Source organism: Streptomyces sp. NPDC033270, assembly GCF_055576575.1.
In genome coordinates, this window is record NZ_JBVIRA010000007.1 from 221,328 (window position 1) to 237,999 (window position 16,672).

Below are 16,672 nucleotides of genomic sequence, written 5' to 3' on the forward strand. Positions count from 1 at the left end.
CGCGGGCCGGGGCGGGTGGCGTCCCGGCCCGGACGACGGCGCTCGGTTCGGTCGGGCCGGTCGGCCGGGCCCGGTCAGTTCGAGGTGAACTTCTTCACCAGGGCCCAGACCACGACGATCACGCCGATGGCCACGATCAGCCACTCCCACCAGTCCATGACGCCGTCGCCCCCGTAGTGGGAGTGGTGGTGGCGGTGGCGGTGGGAGCCGGCCAGCACCCGGTAGGTGAGGTCCCCCGGAATCAGTGTCATGGGGCGGAGGGTAGGGCAGGGGGCGGACCGTGGCCAGGCCGCGGCGGAAGGCTTGACCGCGACGTTGCGCCGGGGCTGCCCGGCCGCCGGGCGATGTGGCGGCCGGCCGCGTGTGGGGCGGCTCAGGCCGGGAAGCGGCGGTCCACCCGGCGCCAGGCGAGCTCCAGGAGCACCGCCGCCGCGGCGGCGACGGCCACCGCCGCCCACGGCATCGTGCTGCCGACCAGGCGCAGATCGAAGAAGTCCTGCAGCCAGGGGGTGACCAGGACGATCAGGAAGCCCAGGCCCATGGCCAGCACCAGGGCGATCCGCCACCAGGTGTAGGGGCGGGCGATGATCGCCAGGACCCACATCGCGGTGAGGAAGAGGGTCAGGGTCGCGGCGCTGGTCTCGGCGGAGAGGGCGCCCGGGCCGGTGTAGTGGGCGCGGGCGAGGAGGTAGGTGGCGAAGGCGGCCAGGCCCGTGATGAGGCCGGAGGGGATCGCGTAGCGCATGACCCGGCGGACGAAGTGCGGGCGGGCGCGCTCCTTGTTGGGGGCGAGCGCCAGGAAGAACGCCGGGACGCCGATGGTCAGGGTGGACAGCAGCGTCAGATGGCGCGGGAGGTAGGGGTAGGGGATCTGGCAGCAGGCCACGAGGATGGCCAGCAGGACGGAGTAGACCGTCTTGGTGAGGAAGAGGGTCGCGACGCGGGTGATGTTGCCGATGACGCGGCGGCCCTCGGCGACCACGGACGGCAGGGTGGCGAAGCTGTTGTTCAGCAGGACGATCTGGGCCACCGCGCGGGTGGCCTCGGAGCCGGAGCCCATCGCCACGCCGATGTCGGCGTCCTTCAGGGCGAGGACGTCGTTGACGCCGTCGCCGGTCATGGCGACGGTGTGGCCGCGGGACTGCAGGGCCGCGACCATGTCCCGCTTCTGCTGCGGGGAGACGCGGCCGAACACCGCGCCCCGGTCGAGGGCGGTGGCCATCGCCTCCGCAGGGGCGGGCAGGCTTCGCGCGTCCACGGGGGCGTCCGCGCCCGGCAGGCCCAGCTTGCCGGCCACCGCGCCGACGGACACCGCGTTGTCGCCGGAGATGACCTTGGCGTGGACGCCCTGCTCCGCGAAGTAGCGCAGGGTGTCGGGGGCCTCGGTGCGCAGCCGCTGCTCCAGGACGACCAGCGCGGTGGGGTGCACGCCCCGGGCGACCTCGGGGTCGTCCAGCTCCCGTTCGGCGCGGGCCAGCAGGAGCACCCGCAGGCCCCGGGCGTTGAGGTCGTCGATGTCCCTCAGGCGGTGGTCGCCGGCCGGCAGCAGGACGTCGGGGGCGCCCAGGAGCCAGGTCGTGCTCTCGCCGTGGGCGTCGTTGAAGGACGCCCCGCTGTATTTGCGGGCGGAGGAGAACGGCAGCGACTGGGTGCAGCGCCAGCCGTCGTCGGCGGGGTAGGCGTCGATGATGGCTTGGAGGGAGGCGTTGGGGCGGGGGTCGGAGGCGCCGAGCGCGCCCAGGACCTGCTCCAGGTAGGTGTGGTCGCGCGCACTACGCTCCGCTTCGTCTCCGCCCTCTTCAAGGCCGTCAGAGGCGGAGCCGATGACCCGCAGCGCGCTGACGTCCATACCGCCCTCGGTGAGCGTGCCGGTCTTGTCCAGGCAGACGACGTCGACCCGGGCCAGGCCCTCGATGGCGGGCAGTTCCTGGACCAGGCACTGCTGGCGGCCGAGCCGGACGACGCCGATGGCGAAGGCCACGGAGGTGAGCAGGACCAGACCCTCGGGGATCATCGGGACGATGCCGGCGACCATCCGGCGGATCGCCTCGTCGCCCGGCAGGCCGAGGGTGAGCAGATGGCTGAGGATCAGGCCGAGCGCGGTGGGGATCATCATCCAGGTCACGTACTTGAGGATCTGGCTGATGCCGGAGCGCAGCTCGGAGTGGACCAGCGTGAAGCGGCTGGCCTCCTCGGCGAGCTGGGCCGCGTACGCCTGGCGGCCGACCTTGGTCGCGGTGAAGGAGCCGCCGCCCGCGACGACGAAGCTGCCGGACATCACCGGCTCCCCGGGCTTCTTGACGACCGGGTCGGCCTCGCCGGTCAGCAGCGATTCGTCGATCTCCAGGCCGTCGGTCTCCAGGACCTCGCCGTCGACGATGACCTTGTCGCCCGGACCGAGTTCGATGACGTCGTCGAGGACGACGCCGGCGGTGGGGATCGGGGCGGGGACGCCGTCGCGCCGGACGGTCGGCCGGGCCTCGCCGATGACCGCCAGGTTGTCCAGGGTCTTCTTGGCGCGCAGCTCCTGGACGATGCCGATGCCGGTGTTGGCGACGATGACGAACCCGAAGAGGCCGTCCTGGATCGGCCCCACGATCAGGATGATCACGAACAGTACGCCGATGATCGCGTTGAAACGGGTGAAGACGTTGGCGCGGATGATCTCGGCGGTGGAGCGGGAGGACCGTACGGGGACGTCGTTGACCTCGCCCCTGGCCACCCGCTGGGCGACCTCGGCGGCGGTCAGGCCGGGGTGGGCCGGGGCGTGGACGGTCGCTCCGGCCGGCTCGCCGCCCGCTTCGGGGTGCCCGGCTTCGGTCCTCGCCCGATCCGTCATGCCCTCGACGTTACGGGCGCGGCGCGTACTTCACCCGCCGGCCGGGCGGGAGGTGCGGCGGGGGAGGGGCCGCGGTCAGGCGTCGCCGGCGGCGGCCGCGGCGCGCTTGATCGCGGCGTCGCGCCTGCGGACGTACCAGATGCCCAGCAGGCCCAGGGCGCCGCCGGCCAGGCAGGTCCACACCCACCAGGCGTGGTCGTTGTCGGCGTACCAGCCGTAGAAGGGCAGCTGGCCGAGGAAGAGCACGAACCAGATGATCGTGCCGCCGGTGATCGTGCCGACGACGGGGCCCTCCAGGGGCGCCGGGGCCGGGCGCAGTTCGGACTTCTTCCACATGGTGTTCAGCTTACGGGGGCCGGACACGGCGCCGGACGGGGGCCGGGCGGGGAGTGGCGGCCGAGTGGTCCCGCGGCGGGAGTGCGTGCCTCCGGCCCAGCGCAACAGGGGTCTACGCGCGGAGATAGCGATCAGTGCATTGTTTATTCATACTGAACCTTTCTGGATCTGACCGGATCGGATCGTCGATTCATCCAACGTGATCCGGTTATTGATGCTCTGTACGTGTTCCGGGCCCACGGGCCCCCGCGCCTTCCCCAGGCCCGTCCGACTGAGGTCCCCGCATGTCCCCCTCGGCCACCACGCCGGTCGACCCTCTTGAGAACCCGGCGCCGACGCCTCCCAAGAACGGTTTCGACCGCTTCTTCAAGATCTCCGAGCGGGGGTCGACGGTCAGCCGCGAACTGCGCGGCGGTCTGGCGACGTTCTTCGCGATGGCCTACATCATCGTGCTGAACCCGATCATTCTCGGCTCCGGAGTCGACAAGTTCGGCCACCATCTCGATAACGGCCAGCTGGTCACCGCGACCGCGCTGATGGCCGGGCTGTGCACCGTCCTGATGGGCGTCATGGGCAACGTCCCGATCGCCGTCGCCGCGGGCCTGGGCATCAACGCCGTGGTCTCGCTCCAGCTCGCCCCCAAGATGAGCTGGCCGGACGCGATGGGCATGGTCGTGCTCGCCGGTCTGGTGCTGATGATCCTGGTCGCCTCGGGCCTGCGGCAGCGGGTGATGGACGCGATCCCGGGCGGCCTGCGGCGCGCCATCGCCATCGGTATCGGCATGTTCATCACGCTGATCGGCCTGGTCGACGCCGGCTTCGTGTCCCGCAACCCCGACGCCGCGCACACCACCGTCCCGATGGGCCTGGGCCAGGGCGGTCAGCTCAAGGGCTGGCCGGTGCTGGTGTTCGTCCTCGGCCTGATGCTGATGTTCGTGCTGATCGTGCGGAAGACCAGGGGCGCGATCCTGATCGGCATGGTCGCCATGGCCGTCGTCGCGATCGTCGTCAACGCCGTCGCCGACATCCCGGACGCGGCCTGGGGCCTGGCGGTCCCCAACGTCCCGGAGAAGATCGTCGGCGCGCCGGACTTCGGTCTGATCGGCGACATCAGCCTCTTCGGCGGCTTCAAGGAAGTCGGCCTGCTGACCGGCTGTCTGTTCGTCTTCACCGTGCTGCTCTCCGGCTTCTTCGACGCGATGGGCACCATCATCGGCGTCGGCGAGGAGGCCGGGCTGCTGGACAACGAGACCGGCAACCTGCCGAACATGGGTCGGATCCTGATGGTGGACGGCATCGCGGTCGCGGGCGGCGGCTTCGGCTCCGCCTCCGCCAACACCTGCTTCGTGGAGTCCACGGCCGGCGTCGGCGAGGGCGCCCGCACGGGCCTGGCGAACCTGATGACCGGCGGGCTGTTCCTGCTCGCGCTGGTCTTCACGCCGCTGGCGACCGTGGTCCCCTCCCAGGCGGCGACGCCGGCGCTGGTGGTCGTCGGCTTCCTGATCATGGCCTCGAACGTCAAGGGCATCGACTGGGGCGACTTCACCGTCGGCATCCCCGCCTTCCTGACGATCGTCTCGATGCCGTTCACCTACAGCATCACCAACGGCATCGGCATCGGGGTCCTGGCGTTCATCCTGCTGCGCACGGCCACCGGCCGCTTCCGGCAGGTCCCCTGGCTGCTGAACGCCGTCGGCCTGTGCTTCCTGGTCTACTTCCTGCTCCACCCGATCGAGCAGATCCTCGGGGTCAAGTAGAAGGAGCCGACCACCGCACGCCGAGCTTCTCGGTCTCGTCGACGGACGATTGGAACCGTTCGTCGAAGTCCTCGCGGATGAGCGTCCGGACGACATAGTCCTGGACGCTCATTCCGCGTTTTGCGGCGTGCTGCCGAATGCGCTCCAGCAGCTCCCCGTCCACGCGCAGGCTGAGCACTCGCGATCCCATACGGACACGGTCCCGTCCTCTCCCGGTCAGGCGTGTCACTTTCCGCCGCGTCCTCACTCATATGGGTGATCCATGACGGACACCCGCCCACGGCTTTACTTAGAGAGGGTAATGAGTTATGCTAAAGACCATGCCGGAACTGCCCCACCCCCAGCCTGACGGCCGGGCGGTGCACCCTGATGACGCGGCCGCGGTGAACGCGCTGCGGTCCGCCGTGATGCGCCTGTCCCGCCGGCTCAAGCACCAGCGGGTGGACGAGTCGCTCAGCCCCACCGAGATGTCGGTGCTCGGCACCCTGGCCCGCTGCGGCCGGGCCACGCCCGGCGAGCTGGCCCGCAAGGAGCATGTGCAGCCGCCGTCGATGACCCGCATCGTGGCCATGCTCGAGGCCAAGGGGCTGGTCCGGCTCGAACCGCACCCCGACGACCGCCGCCAGAAGGTCGTCACCCAGACCGAAGAGGCCGAGGCGATGCTCGAGGAGAGCCGCCGCAAGCGCAACGCCTGGCTCGCCGAGCTGGCCTCCGGGCTGGACGAGGACGAGTGGGCGAAGGTCCGGGCCGCCGCGCCCGTGCTGGAGAAGCTGGCACAGCTGTAGAACCCCGACGCCAAGGAGGCGAACCCGATTTGAGTACGGGATCCGGAGCAGACTCCGCCCCCGCACCGAACCCCCAAGACGGCACGGTCCCCCGCGCCCCGACCGTGACCGCCCCGCGCAAGGGCACGTTCAGCTCCCTGCGCATACGCAACTACCGCCTCTTCGCCACCGGCCAGATGGTGTCCAACACCGGCACCTGGATGCAGCGCATCGCCCAGGACTGGCTGGTGCTCAGCCTCACCGGCTCGTCCGCCGCGGTCGGCATCACCACCGCGCTGCAGTTCCTGCCGATGCTGCTGTTCGGCCTCTACGGCGGCGTCATCGCCGACCGCTTCGCCAAGCGCAGGCTGCTGCTGCTCACCCAGTCCGCCATGGGCCTGACCGGCCTCGCCCTCGCCGCGCTCACGCTCAGCGGCCAGGTGCAGGTCTGGCACGTCTACCTGGTCGCCTTCGTGCTCGGGCTGGCCACCGTCGTCGACAATCCCGCCCGGCAGGCGTTCGTCTCCGAGATGGTCGGTCAGGACGAGCTCCGCAACGCCGTCAGCCTCAACTCCGCCAACTTCCAGTCCGCGCGCCTGATCGGCCCCGCGGTGGCCGGCGTACTGATCACCGCGTTCGGCAGCGGCTGGGCCTTCCTGCTCAACGGCCTGTCCTTCGTGGCGCCGGTCGTCGGCCTGCTGATGATGCGGACGGCCGAACTCCACAAGGTCGAGCGGGTGCCCCGCAGCAAGGGGCAGCTGCGCGAGGGCCTGCGCTATGTCTCCGGCCGCCCCGACCTGGTCTGGCCGATCGTCCTGGTCGGCTTCATCGGCACGTTCGGCTTCAACTTCCCGATCTGGCTGACCGCGTTCGTCTACCACGTCTTCCACCAGGGCGCGGGCACCTACGCCCTGTTCAACGGCCTGATGGCGGCCGGCTCGCTGATCGGCGCGCTGCTCGCCGCGCGCCGCGCCGGCTCCCGGCTGCGCCTGCTGGTCGGCGCCGCCGCGCTCTTCGGCGTCCTGGAGATCACCGCCGCGCTGGCGCCCTCCTTCTGGATCTTCGCGGCCCTGCTCGCGCCCATCGGCATGGTCGGCCTGACCGTCAACGTCACCGCCAATTCGAGTGTCCAGCTGGCCACCGACCCGCTGATGCGCGGCCGGGTGATGAGCCTGTTCATGATGGTCTTCATGGGCGGCACCCCGCTCGGCGCCCCCATCGTCGGCTGGGTCACCGACGCCTTCGGCGCCCGCGTCGGATTCCTGGCCGGCGGCGTGGTCTCGCTGGCCGCCGCGACCCTGATCGGCCTGGTCCTCGCCCGGACCGGCGGCCTCCGCCTCAAGATCGACCTGCGCCGCGGCCACCAGCACGTCGCCTTCGTGCCGCGGGCCGCGCACCCCGCCCCGCCGGGCGAGAAGGCGCTGTCACCGGCCGCGTAGCACCGCCGCACCCGCCGTGCGCGAGGTCGCCGCGCGCGCCGCGCCGGGCCACCATGGGCCCAACGGCACGGAGCGGTGTGCGCGGATACCTCGGTACCGCGGGGACCGCGGAAAGGGGACAACCGTGGTGCCCATGCGATGGGAGGTGTTCCTGGCGCAGGTCCAGGAGCGCGGTGAGTACGCCTCGGCGCAGGAGGCGGAGCGGGCGGCACGGGTCGTGCTCGCGCTGCTGGGCGCGCATCTGGTGGGTGCGGAGCGGGCCGAGCTGGCCGGCTGCCTGCCGGAGACCTTCGAGCTGATCCTGCTCAACCCGCTGCCGGCCGTCGAGCCGCTGGATCCCGAACGGTTCGTCCGCGCCACCGCGGCCTGGATCGAGGGGGCCACCGAGGAGACCGCCACATGGGACGTCGGCGCCGTGCTCAGCGTGGTCGCCGACGCCGCCGGCGACGACCTGATGCGCCGCGTCCTGCTCCAGCTGCCCCCGGGCTACGACCTCCTCTTCGGCCGTCCCCGGCGGATCTGATCCCCGCCGCACCACCCCGGGGCCATGGGCGGCCGTCGGGGCGCGCCGCACCGGTCCGGCAGGGGCCCGCGTACGCCCGGTCCGCCGCACGGCGTGGGCCAGACTGGCCGCATGAGACTCTTCGCCGCGGTCCTGCCGCCCGCCCCCGCCCTTGAGGAACTGGCCGTCGAGGTGGCGCAGTTGAAGAAACTCCCGGCCGCCGACCGGCTGCGCTGGACCGGCCGGGACGGCTGGCACTTCACCCTCGCCTTCTACGGCGAGGTGCCCGACGAGCTCCTGCCCGAGCTGCACGAGCGGCTGGCCCGCGCGGCCCACCGCCGCGACCCGTACGCACTGCGGATCGCCGGCGGCGGCCGCTTCTCGGACCGCGTGGTGTGGGCCGGGGCCGACGGCGACCGCCCCGCCATGGGCCGGCTCGCCGACTCGGCGGCGGCAGCGGCTCGCCGGGCCGGCGTGGCCATGGCCGACGAGCACCGCCCCTACACCCCGCACCTCACCCTCGCCAGGAACCGCACCGCCAACCTGAACCTCGCCCCGTACGCGGCCGCCCTGAAGGACTTCCACGGCTCCGCCTGGACCGTCGGGGCGCTGTCGCTGATCCGCAGCCACCCGCCCGTCCCGGGGCCGGCCGGCGCGCAGCCCCGCTATGAGGAGATCGCCTCCTGGCCGCTGGGCCGCTGAGCGGCCGGGGGAGCCCCGGCCGCCGAGGGGCGCGGGGGCGGGCGTGGAGCGCCCGCGCACCCGGGTCGTGGAAATGTTCGGATCCAGCCCGGTTACGCTCAGAGGGTGGACCCGAAAACCCGTAACCGGATCATGTCCGGCCTGCTCGCCGTGCTGCTCGTCGTCGTGATCGTGGCGGCGGCGTTGCGCTGACGGCCGCCCGGCCCGGGCCCGGGGCCGTCAGCACGCCGCCTTCGTCACCAGGCGAACGCCTCCGGTGACGGCCCCGGCCCGGGGAAGATCTCGTCCAGCGACGCCAGCAGCTCGGCCGGCAGCTTCAGCTCGACGGCGCGCAGCGCGGAGGCGAGCTGGTCCGCGGTGCGCGGGCCGACGATGGGGCCGGTGACCCCCGGGCGGGTCAGCAGCCAGGCCAGCGCCACTTCGCCGGGCTCCAGGCCGTGCTTGGCGAGCAGGTCCTCGTAGGACTGGATCTGGGCGCGGATGGCGGAGTTGGCCAGGGAGTCGGCCGAGCGGCCGGAGACCGAGCGGGCCGCGCCGCCCTCGCGCTCCTTGCGGATCGCGCCGCCCAGCAGCCCGCCGTGCAGCGGGGACCAGGGAATGACGCCCAGGCCGTAGCTCTCGGCGGCCGGGATGACCTCCATCTCGGCGCGCCGCTCCGCCAGGTTGTACAGGCACTGCTCGCTGACCAGGCCGTACGAGCCGCGCCGGGCGGCGGTCTCGTTGGCGCGGGCGATGTGCCAGCCGGCGTGGTTGGACGAGCCCGCGTAGAGGATCTTGCCCTGCTGGACGAGGACGTCGATGGCCTGCCAGATCTCTTCCCAGGGGGTGTCCCGGTCGACGTGGTGGAACTGGTAGAGGTCGATGTAGTCGGTGCCCAGCCGCTTGAGGCTGGCGTCCACCGCCCGTCGGATGTTGAGGGCGGAGAGCTTGTCGTGGTTGGGCCAGACCGTGTCGCCGTCGGGCGCCATGTTCGCGTAGACCTTGGTGGCCAGCACGGTCTTGTCGCGGCGGCCGCCGCCCTTGGCGAACCACGAGCCGACGATCTCTTCCGTGCGGCCCTTGTTGGCGCCCCAGCCGTAGACGTTGGCGGTGTCGAGGAAGTTGACGCCGGCGCCGAGCGCCGCGTCCATGATGGTGTGGCTGTCGGTCTCGTCCGTCTGGGGGCCGAAGTTCATCGTCCCGAGGACGAGTCGGCTGACCTTGAGTCCGGTGCGTCCGAGCTGCGTGTACTCCATGGTGGATCAGCCAACGCCTTGATGTGCGCTCGAAGCAAGGACGTCACAAAGTGGCCGCGGCGTGGCGGCCGTGGCTCACCGCGGTGCGGTGGCCCCGTGCGGCTCGTCCGGCCGGTACGGGCCGCCGACCCCCCACGCCTGGTGCATCGCGTCCGCGAACGCCCCCGCCAGCAGGTGCTCGCCCCACGCGGAGGGGTGGGTGCCGTCGTAGGTGGCGTGCTCGATGTCCCAGCCGGGCGGCTCGGAGGCCAGCAGCAACGGCGAGGCGGGCGTGGACAGATCGCCGACGGCCTTGGCCAGCAGCTCGTTGAAGCGCTCGCACTGGGCGGCGAACGCGGTGTCCGCCGCCGCCCGCACATTGGGGATGACGGGCATCAGCACGGCCCGGACGTGCGGCGCCGCCGCCCGTGCCTGGGCCACGAACTCCCGTACGTTCTCGGCGGTCTGCTCGGCGTTGGTGTAGAAACCGAGGTCTATCAGGCCGAGCGAGACCAGCAGGGTGTCGGCCTCATGGCGGCCGATCGCCGCGCCGATCAGCGGCGCCATGTGCAGCCAGCCCTCGCCCCACCCGGCGAGATGGCGCCGGGCCTCCCGGGGGAAGCCGGGGTCGCCGTACGCGTGGGAGGTGGCGGCGTCGGCGGCGGGGTCGTGGAGGGTGTGGCGCGGTCCGACGATGCGGTAGGGGCCGTCGTGGGTCGCATTCAGGTGCTGCCACATCCGGTGGCGCCACGTGAAATCGCCGGTGCTCCCTATCGTCATCGAGTCACCGACGAACATGATCCTCATCGGGCCATGATGGCCGAGAACCCCTGCGACCTGGTACGTGACGCTGACCACGCCCGCCGGCCGCGGTCCACCGCCCGCTCCGCGCGCCGCCGCCCGAGATGGCAGTCTGTGCCCATGCGTTCGCTTCTGTGCGCGGCCGGTGCCGCGGGGGTCTTGTGGGTGGCGGCGGCCGGGCCGGCCGCCGCCGACGAGCCCGACGGCTTCACCATCGGCGATCCCCGGATCACCGAGTCCAGCGGGCTGGCCGCCAGCCGCGCGCACCCCGGCGTGTACTGGACCCACAACGACAGCGACGACGGCCCGTACGTCTACGCCGTCGACGGCGCCTCCGGCCGTACGGTCGCCAGGATCACGCTGCGCGGCATCGGAACGCCGCGGGACGTCGAGGCGGTCTCGGTCGGCCCGGACGGCGCCGTCTACGTCGGCGACATCGGCGACAACCTCGGCGGCACGTGGAACCACGTGTGGATCTACCGCTTCCCGGAGCCGGCGAAGCTGCGCGACGCCACCGTCACCGCCACCCAGTTCGACGTGGTGTACGCGGACGGGCCGCGGGACGCCGAGGCGCTGATGGTGCACCCCAGGACCGGTCGGGTCTATATCGCCAGCAAGAAGCAGGGCGGCGGCGGTGCGCTCTACGAGGGCCCGCGGCGGCTCACCACCGCCGGCCCCAACACCTTCCGCAAGGTCGCGCCGATCGATCTGTGGGTGACCGACGGCGCGTTCTCGCCGGACGGTACGCGGCTGGTGATGCGCAGCTACTTCGGGGCCCGGATCTACCGGTGGCAGGACGGGCGGCCGCGGGACATCGGCAGTGTGGGCGTACCGATCCAGCAGCAGGGCGAGTCGGTGACCTTCACCCCCGACGGCCGCACCCTGATGTACGGGTCCGAGGGCCGAAGCAGCGAGGTCCGGCCGGTCGGGCTGAGCGGCGAGCAGCTGCCGGCGTCGGCGCAGGAGACCGGAGGCCCGGACGACCCGGCGAACGGTGGCGGGTCGGCAGACGGCCCTGGCGGGGAGGGGGGTTCCGGCACGGAGCTCAAGCCCGGTGTCGTCAAGGGCGCGCTGGTCCTCGCGGCGGCGACGGCGCTGGTCGTGGCCGTACGGCGGCTGCTGCGGCGGCGGTCCTAGGGGACGTCCGACGCCGCGTCACCGGACCGGCCCTCGGGGGGCTCCGGCGGCCGGGCGTTCGCCTCGGCCGTCAGCCGCAGCTCGTAGTGCAGCGTCCGCTCCTTCTTCAGCCGGTGCGCCATCGGCACCAGCAGCCCGTGGATCAGCGGGTACTTCCGGGTCAGCGACCGCTCGGCCCGCCGGTACTCCCGGGTCTGCGGATCCAGCAGCCGCACCCGTGCCTTGACGGCGGGTCCGGTGGGCTTGCCGCGCCAGGTGGACGCGCAGATCTCCACCTCGGGGAAGTTCCGCATCCGCTTGGCCTTCCAGGCGCTGCCGTACGTGCGGATGTAGGCGTGGTCGCCGTCGACGGCGATGTTGACCGGTGTGCCGACACCGGTCCCGTCCCGCTTGTACGTGGTCAGCAGAATCGCCCCTTGCCGCTCGAAGGGGGTCAGGCCGGGGCTGGGGGGAGTGGTCATGCCCCCATACAGGCATATCCGGCCCGTTTCGTCACTTCGCGGTGCGTCCGTTCGGGGGGCGCTTCGGGCTGTCGTTCGGCCGGTTCCGGGCGGTGCTCGGGCGGGTCCGCACGCCGCCGGCCGGGGCGCGGACGCACCGCGGGCCCCGGCGGAGGTCGCCGGGGCCCGCGGTGCGCTGTGGTGCCGGGCCGGCCGTTACAGCTGGCCGATCACGTAGTCGACGCAGGCCGTCAGGGCCTCGACGTCCGACGGGTCGATCGCCGGGAACATCGCGATGCGCAGCTGGTTGCGGCCCAGCTTGCGGTAGGGCTCGGTGTCGACGATGCCGTTGGCGCGCAGGGCCTTGGCGACGGCCGCCGCGTCGATGTCGTCGTTGAAGTCGATCGTGCCGATGACCTGCGAGCGCTTGGCCGGGTCGACGACGAACGGCGTGGCGTACTTGGACTCCTCGGCCCAGCCGTACAGGGTGCGGGCGGAGGTGGCGGTGCGGCGGACCGCCCAGTCCAGGCCGCCCTGGCCGTTGATCCACTCCAGCTGCTCGTTGAGCAGGAAGAGGGTGGACAGGGCCGGGGTGTTGTACGTCTGGTTCTTCAGGGAGTTGTCGATCGCCGTGGGGAGCGAGAAGAACTCCGGGATGTGGCGGCCGGACGCGTGGACGGCGCGGGCGCGCTCCAGGGCGGCGGGCGAGAAGACCGCCAGCCACAGACCGCCGTCGGCGGCGAAGGACTTCTGCGGGGCGAAGTAGTAGACGTCGGTCTCGGCGATGTCGACGGGCAGGCCGCCGGCGCCGGACGTGGCGTCGACCAGGACCAGGGAGCCGGAGTCGGCGCCCGCGACGCGCCGGATGGGCGCGGCGACGCCGGTCGAGGTCTCGTTGTGGGTGAACGCGTAGACGTCCACGCCCGCTTCGGCCTCCGGGTCCGGGTGGCTGCCCGGGTCGGCGGAGATGACGGTGGGCTCCGCCAGCCACGGCGCCAGCTTGGCGGCCTTGGCGAACTTCGAGGAGAACTCGCCGAAGGACAGGTGCTGGGACTTGCGCTCGATCAGGCCGTGCGTCGCGATGTCCCAGAAGGCGGTGGAGCCGCCGTTGCCGAGAACGACCTCGTAGCCCTCGGGGAGCTGGAAGAGGTCGCGTACGCCGTCGCGCACCTTGCCGACCAGGTTCTTGACCGGGGCCTGGCGGTGGGACGTGCCGAGAAGGGAGCTACCGGTGGCGGCCAGGGCGCCGAGCGCCTCCGTACGCACCTTGGAGGGGCCCGCGCCGAAGCGTCCGTCGGCGGGCTTGATGTCAGCGGGGATCTGGATATCAGCCACGGGCGAAGCCTAATCCGTCGCGCTGCGGGGTCCGGCGGCACGTCCAGCGGGTGAGATGAACGTCGATCGTACGGTGGACAGGCGGGCGGCGCTCACGGCGGCGCCTCGTCCGCGTCGTACACCCCGGCTTCGGTGTCACCCGTACGGGGCGGCCCGGTCAGCGACCCGCACGACGTCTTCCGCTTCCACCCGAACGCGGCCGCGGCGGAGCAGGGCGAACCGGCGGCCGCGGCGGCATCCCGCGCCGTCTTACGGCCCCGCCGCAAGGAACGGCCCCGCCGAAGGCCTCATGGACCGGTTTCAGTGGGCAGGCTGGGGACATGGCTGATCGCAACGTGACGGAGCAGCGGAACCTGGTGAAGGAGTTGGCGGCCGCGGTACGAGGGGAGGTCTCGTCCGCCGCGGCCGACCGGGCGCTGGTGACGATGGACGCGTCCAACTACCGGCGGGTGCCCCGGGCGGTGGTCGCGCCCCGGGACGCCGACGATGTCGCGGCGGCGCTGCGGGTGTGCCGGGAGCACGGCGTGCCGGTGGTGCCGCGCGGCGGCGGGACCAGCATCGCCGGCCAGGCGACCGGCGTCGGCGTCGTGCTGGACTTCACCCGCCACATGCGGCGGATCGTGTCGCTGGACGCCGAGAGCCGGACGGCCGTGGTGCAGCCCGGCGTGGTGCTGGACGACCTGCGGGCGGCCGCGGCCCCCCACCGGCTGACCTTCGGGCCCGACCCCTCCACCCACAGCCGCTGCACCCTCGGCGGCATGATCGGCAACAACTCCTGCGGGTCGCACTCGGTGGCCTGGGGCACCACCGCCGACAGCGTCCGCGAACTGCGGCTGCTGACCTACGGCGGCGAGCGGGTGCGCGCCGGCCGCGGCACGGACCCCACCGGCGCCCCCACCGGACTGCCGCCGCGCCTGCGGGACGGCGTCAAGGCCCTGGTCGACGGGGAGTTGGCGCTGCTGCGCACCGGCTATCCCGACCTCCCGCGCCGTATCTCCGGCTACGCCCTGGACGCGCTGCTGCCGGAGGCGGGCACCGACCTGGCGCGCGCCCTCACCGGCAGCGAGGGCACCCTCGGCGTGCTGACCGAGGCGACCGTGGGGCTGGTGAGGACCCCCGCGGCCCGCGCGCTGGCCGTCCTCGGCTACCCCGACGAGAGCGCGGCCGCCGAGGCCGCCCACACCCTCCTGCCGCACAAGCCCATGACCGTCGAGGGGATGGCCGCCGACCTGGTGGGCAGTGCGGCCGGGCTGCCCAAGGGCGGCGCCTGGCTGTTCGTCGAGATGGGCGGCGAGAGCCCCGCCGAGGCGGCCGCCCGCGCCGAAGCGCTCTGCCGGGCGGCGGCCGCGGACGGCGCCACCGACCACACCCTGGTCACCGATCCGGCCGGCCAGCGGGCGCTGTGGCGGATCCGCGAGGACGCCTCCGGCACCGCGACCCGGCTGCCCGACGGCACGGAGGCCTGGCCCGGCTGGGAGGACTGCGCCGTACCGCCCGCCCGGCTCGGCCCCTACCTGCGGGACTTCCGCGCCCTGCTCGCCCAGTACGGCCTGCGCGGCACGCCCTACGGCCACTTCGGCGACGGCTGCATCCACGTCCGTATCGACTTCGACCTGCAAAGCGCCCCCGGCATCCGCCGCTTCCGGGAATTCTCCTACGACCTGGGCGAGTTGGTCGTCTCCTACGGTGGGTCGCTGTCGGGGGAGCACGGCGACGGTCAGGCCCGCGCCGAGCTGCTGCCGAAGATGTACGGCCCGGAGCTGGTCGGCCTCTTCGAGCGCTTCAAGGACCTGTGGGACCCGGCCGCCGGCCTCAACCCCGGCATGCTCGTGCGCCCCGCCCGCCTCGACGACAACCTGCGCTTTGCGTCCCTGCCCAAGGAACCGGTCCCGGTCGCCTTCGGCTACCCGCACGACGGCGGGGACTTCTCGGCCGCCGTACGCCGCTGCGTGGGCGTCGCCAAATGCCGGGGCGCCCACGCGGCGCCGGGTTCGACGGACGTGATGTGCCCGTCCTTCCGCGCCACCGGCGCCGAGCAGCACTCCACCCGCGGCCGGGCCCGGCTGCTGCACGAGATGCTCGCCGGCGAAGTGATCACCGACGGCTGGCGGTCGCCGGAGGTGCGCGACGCCCTCGACCTGTGCCTGTCCTGCAAGGGCTGCCGCAGCGACTGCCCGGTCGGCGTCGACATGGCCACCTACAAGGCGGAGTTCCTCCACCACCACTACGAGGGCCGGCTGCGCCCCGCCGCCCACTACTCCATGGGCCGGCTGCCCCAGTGGCTGCACGCCGCGGCACCGGCGGCCCCCGTCCTCAACGCCCTCGCCCGCACGCCCCTGGCCGCCCTCGGCAAGCGCCTCGCCGGCATCGCCCCCGAGCGGCCCGTCCCGGAACTGGCCGCCGAGACCTTCACCCGCTGGTGGTGGCGCCGCCACCGCTCCACCGGCGAGCCGGGCGCCGGCGCCGCCCGCACGGTCGTGCTGTGGCCCGACACCTTCACCAACCACCTCTCCCCCCAGGTAGGCCGCTCCGCGGTACGCGTCCTGGAGGCGGCCGGCCTGCGCCCCCTCCTCCCGCCGACCGCGCCGCCGCGCTCCGCGTCCGACGGGCCGGGGCCCGTCCGCCTCCCGCGCCGCCACCGCCCCCTGTGCTGCGGCCTGACCTATGTCTCCACCGGACAGCTCGACCACGCCCGCGCGGTGATGCGCCGCACCGTCGACGTCCTTCATCCCCTGCTCCGGCCCGGCCGGCCGCTGGTCGTCCTCGAACCGAGCTGCGCCGCCGCCCTGCGCACCGACCTGCCCGAGCTGCTCGCCGACGACCCCCGCGCCGCCCACCTCGCCTCCCAGGTGCGCACCTTCGCCGAGGCCCTGGAGGAACTGGCCCCCGACTGGCGACCCCCGCGCCTGGACCGCCCCGTCGCCGGCCAGACCCACTGCCACCAGCACGCCGTCCTCGGCGACGCGGCCGACCGCCGGCTGCGTGAACGCGCCGGACTCACCGGGGAGTTGAGCGGCGGCTGCTGTGGCCTGGCCGGCAACTTCGGCTTCGAAAAGGGCCACTACGAGGTGTCCGTGGCCTGCGCCGAGGACCAACTCCTGCCCGCGGTGCGGCAGTCGCCGCCCGAGGCGGAGCTCCTCGCGGACGGCTTCTCCTGCCGCACCCAGCTCGACCAGCTGGCGGGCCGGCGGGGCCGCCACCTGGCGGAGGTGCTGGCCGAGGCGCTGGGGGAGGTGGACGGCGGCTGACCGGGATGCAGCGGCCCTCGGCGCTCCGTAAGCTCGATATACGGGAGTGCCCGATACGGGAGTGCCCGATACGGGAGTGCCCGCCGGCGGGCCGGGGCCCACCGGCGCACGGCACCGCACGCCTTCGCGGCGCGGGGCACCGGCCCTGACGTGGAGCC

General features: G+C 73.0%; 15 protein-coding genes. 7 read left to right on the forward strand and 8 right to left on the reverse strand.

Going from position 1 to position 16,672, the window contains the following annotated elements; translation table 11 throughout:
• Positions 1–74: 74 nt before the first annotated feature.
• The 3 genes from ACZ5XZ_RS13715 to ACZ5XZ_RS13725 all read right to left on the reverse strand — a co-directional run bounded on the left by ACZ5XZ_RS13715 (position 75) and on the right by ACZ5XZ_RS13725 (position 3,175).
• Positions 75–251 carry a hypothetical protein gene (locus tag ACZ5XZ_RS13715; RefSeq protein WP_468977393.1) on the reverse strand — a complete coding sequence of 59 codons (177 nt, stop codon included), beginning with the start codon at positions 249–251 and terminating at the stop codon, positions 75–77.
• 122 nt (positions 252–373) lie between these two features.
• Positions 374–2,839: an HAD-IC family P-type ATPase gene (locus ACZ5XZ_RS13720; protein WP_468977395.1), complete on the reverse strand. Its 2,466-nt coding sequence runs from the start codon at positions 2,837–2,839 to the stop codon at positions 374–376.
• A 75-nt stretch (positions 2,840–2,914) separates the two neighbouring features.
• Entirely contained in the window at positions 2,915–3,175 is a 261-nt protein-coding gene (locus ACZ5XZ_RS13725) for a DUF2530 domain-containing protein (RefSeq protein ID WP_468977398.1), read from the reverse strand.
• A gap of 284 nt (positions 3,176–3,459) precedes the next feature.
• Between ACZ5XZ_RS13725 and ACZ5XZ_RS13730 the strand changes: the two genes are divergently transcribed.
• A complete protein-coding gene (locus ACZ5XZ_RS13730) occupies positions 3,460–4,932 on the forward strand; it encodes an NCS2 family permease (RefSeq protein ID WP_468977400.1) in 1,473 nt (490 codons plus the stop codon).
• Here the strand turns inward: ACZ5XZ_RS13730 and ACZ5XZ_RS13735 are convergent.
• Positions 4,925–5,122 carry a hypothetical protein gene (locus tag ACZ5XZ_RS13735; RefSeq protein WP_384425076.1) on the reverse strand — a complete coding sequence of 66 codons (198 nt, stop codon included), beginning with the start codon at positions 5,120–5,122 and terminating at the stop codon, positions 4,925–4,927. The genes ACZ5XZ_RS13730 and ACZ5XZ_RS13735 overlap by 8 nt on opposite strands.
• Positions 5,123–5,252: 130 nt before the next feature.
• Here ACZ5XZ_RS13735 and ACZ5XZ_RS13740 point away from each other — a divergent pair, with 130 nt between their 5' ends.
• From ACZ5XZ_RS13740 to thpR, 4 genes are all read left to right on the forward strand, one after another.
• The gene (locus ACZ5XZ_RS13740) at positions 5,253–5,717 is read left to right on the forward strand and encodes a MarR family winged helix-turn-helix transcriptional regulator (RefSeq protein ID WP_384425078.1); all 465 of its coding nucleotides are present in this window, start codon (positions 5,253–5,255) and stop codon (positions 5,715–5,717) included.
• Between the two features lie 29 nt (positions 5,718–5,746).
• Positions 5,747–7,135 carry an MFS transporter gene (locus ACZ5XZ_RS13745; protein WP_468977402.1) on the forward strand — a complete coding sequence of 463 codons (1,389 nt, stop codon included), beginning with the start codon at positions 5,747–5,749 and terminating at the stop codon, positions 7,133–7,135.
• A gap of 133 nt (positions 7,136–7,268) precedes the next feature.
• A complete protein-coding gene (locus ACZ5XZ_RS13750) occupies positions 7,269–7,658 on the forward strand; it encodes a DUF2267 domain-containing protein (protein WP_468977404.1) in 390 nt (129 codons plus the stop codon).
• Positions 7,659–7,769: 111 nt separating this feature from the next.
• Positions 7,770–8,339, forward strand: a complete 570-nt coding sequence (gene thpR, locus ACZ5XZ_RS13755; protein WP_468977406.1) for an RNA 2',3'-cyclic phosphodiesterase — start codon at positions 7,770–7,772, stop codon at positions 8,337–8,339.
• A 236-nt stretch (positions 8,340–8,575) separates the two neighbouring features.
• Here the strand turns inward: thpR and ACZ5XZ_RS13760 are convergent, their stop codons facing one another.
• Complete coding sequence (locus ACZ5XZ_RS13760; protein ID WP_468977408.1) at positions 8,576–9,574, reverse strand: aldo/keto reductase; 999 nt, start codon at positions 9,572–9,574, stop codon at positions 8,576–8,578.
• 75 nt (positions 9,575–9,649) lie between these two features.
• The gene (locus tag ACZ5XZ_RS13765; RefSeq protein ID WP_468977411.1) at positions 9,650–10,360 is read right to left on the reverse strand and encodes a GDSL-type esterase/lipase family protein; all 711 of its coding nucleotides are present in this window, start codon (positions 10,358–10,360) and stop codon (positions 9,650–9,652) included.
• Positions 10,361–10,474: 114 nt separating this feature from the next.
• Between ACZ5XZ_RS13765 and ACZ5XZ_RS13770 the strand changes: the two genes are divergently transcribed.
• Entirely contained in the window at positions 10,475–11,491 is a 1,017-nt protein-coding gene (locus ACZ5XZ_RS13770) for a WD40 repeat domain-containing protein (protein ID WP_468977412.1), read from the forward strand.
• Here ACZ5XZ_RS13770 and ACZ5XZ_RS13775 read toward each other — a convergent pair.
• Both ACZ5XZ_RS13775 and serC read right to left on the reverse strand, forming a co-directional pair.
• The gene (locus ACZ5XZ_RS13775; protein WP_468977415.1) at positions 11,488–11,952 is read right to left on the reverse strand and encodes a PPOX class F420-dependent oxidoreductase; all 465 of its coding nucleotides are present in this window, start codon (positions 11,950–11,952) and stop codon (positions 11,488–11,490) included. The genes ACZ5XZ_RS13770 and ACZ5XZ_RS13775 overlap by 4 nt on opposite strands.
• 195 nt (positions 11,953–12,147) lie before the next feature.
• A complete protein-coding gene (gene serC / locus ACZ5XZ_RS13780) occupies positions 12,148–13,266 on the reverse strand; it encodes a phosphoserine transaminase (RefSeq protein WP_468977417.1) in 1,119 nt (372 codons plus the stop codon).
• Between the two features lie 320 nt (positions 13,267–13,586).
• On the opposite strand from serC, the gene ACZ5XZ_RS13785 reads away from it, so the two are divergent.
• Positions 13,587–16,514 (forward strand): FAD-binding and (Fe-S)-binding domain-containing protein, encoded by a 2,928-nt coding sequence (locus ACZ5XZ_RS13785; RefSeq protein ID WP_468977420.1) that lies wholly within the window; start codon positions 13,587–13,589, stop codon positions 16,512–16,514.
• Positions 16,515–16,672 lie beyond the last annotated feature (158 nt).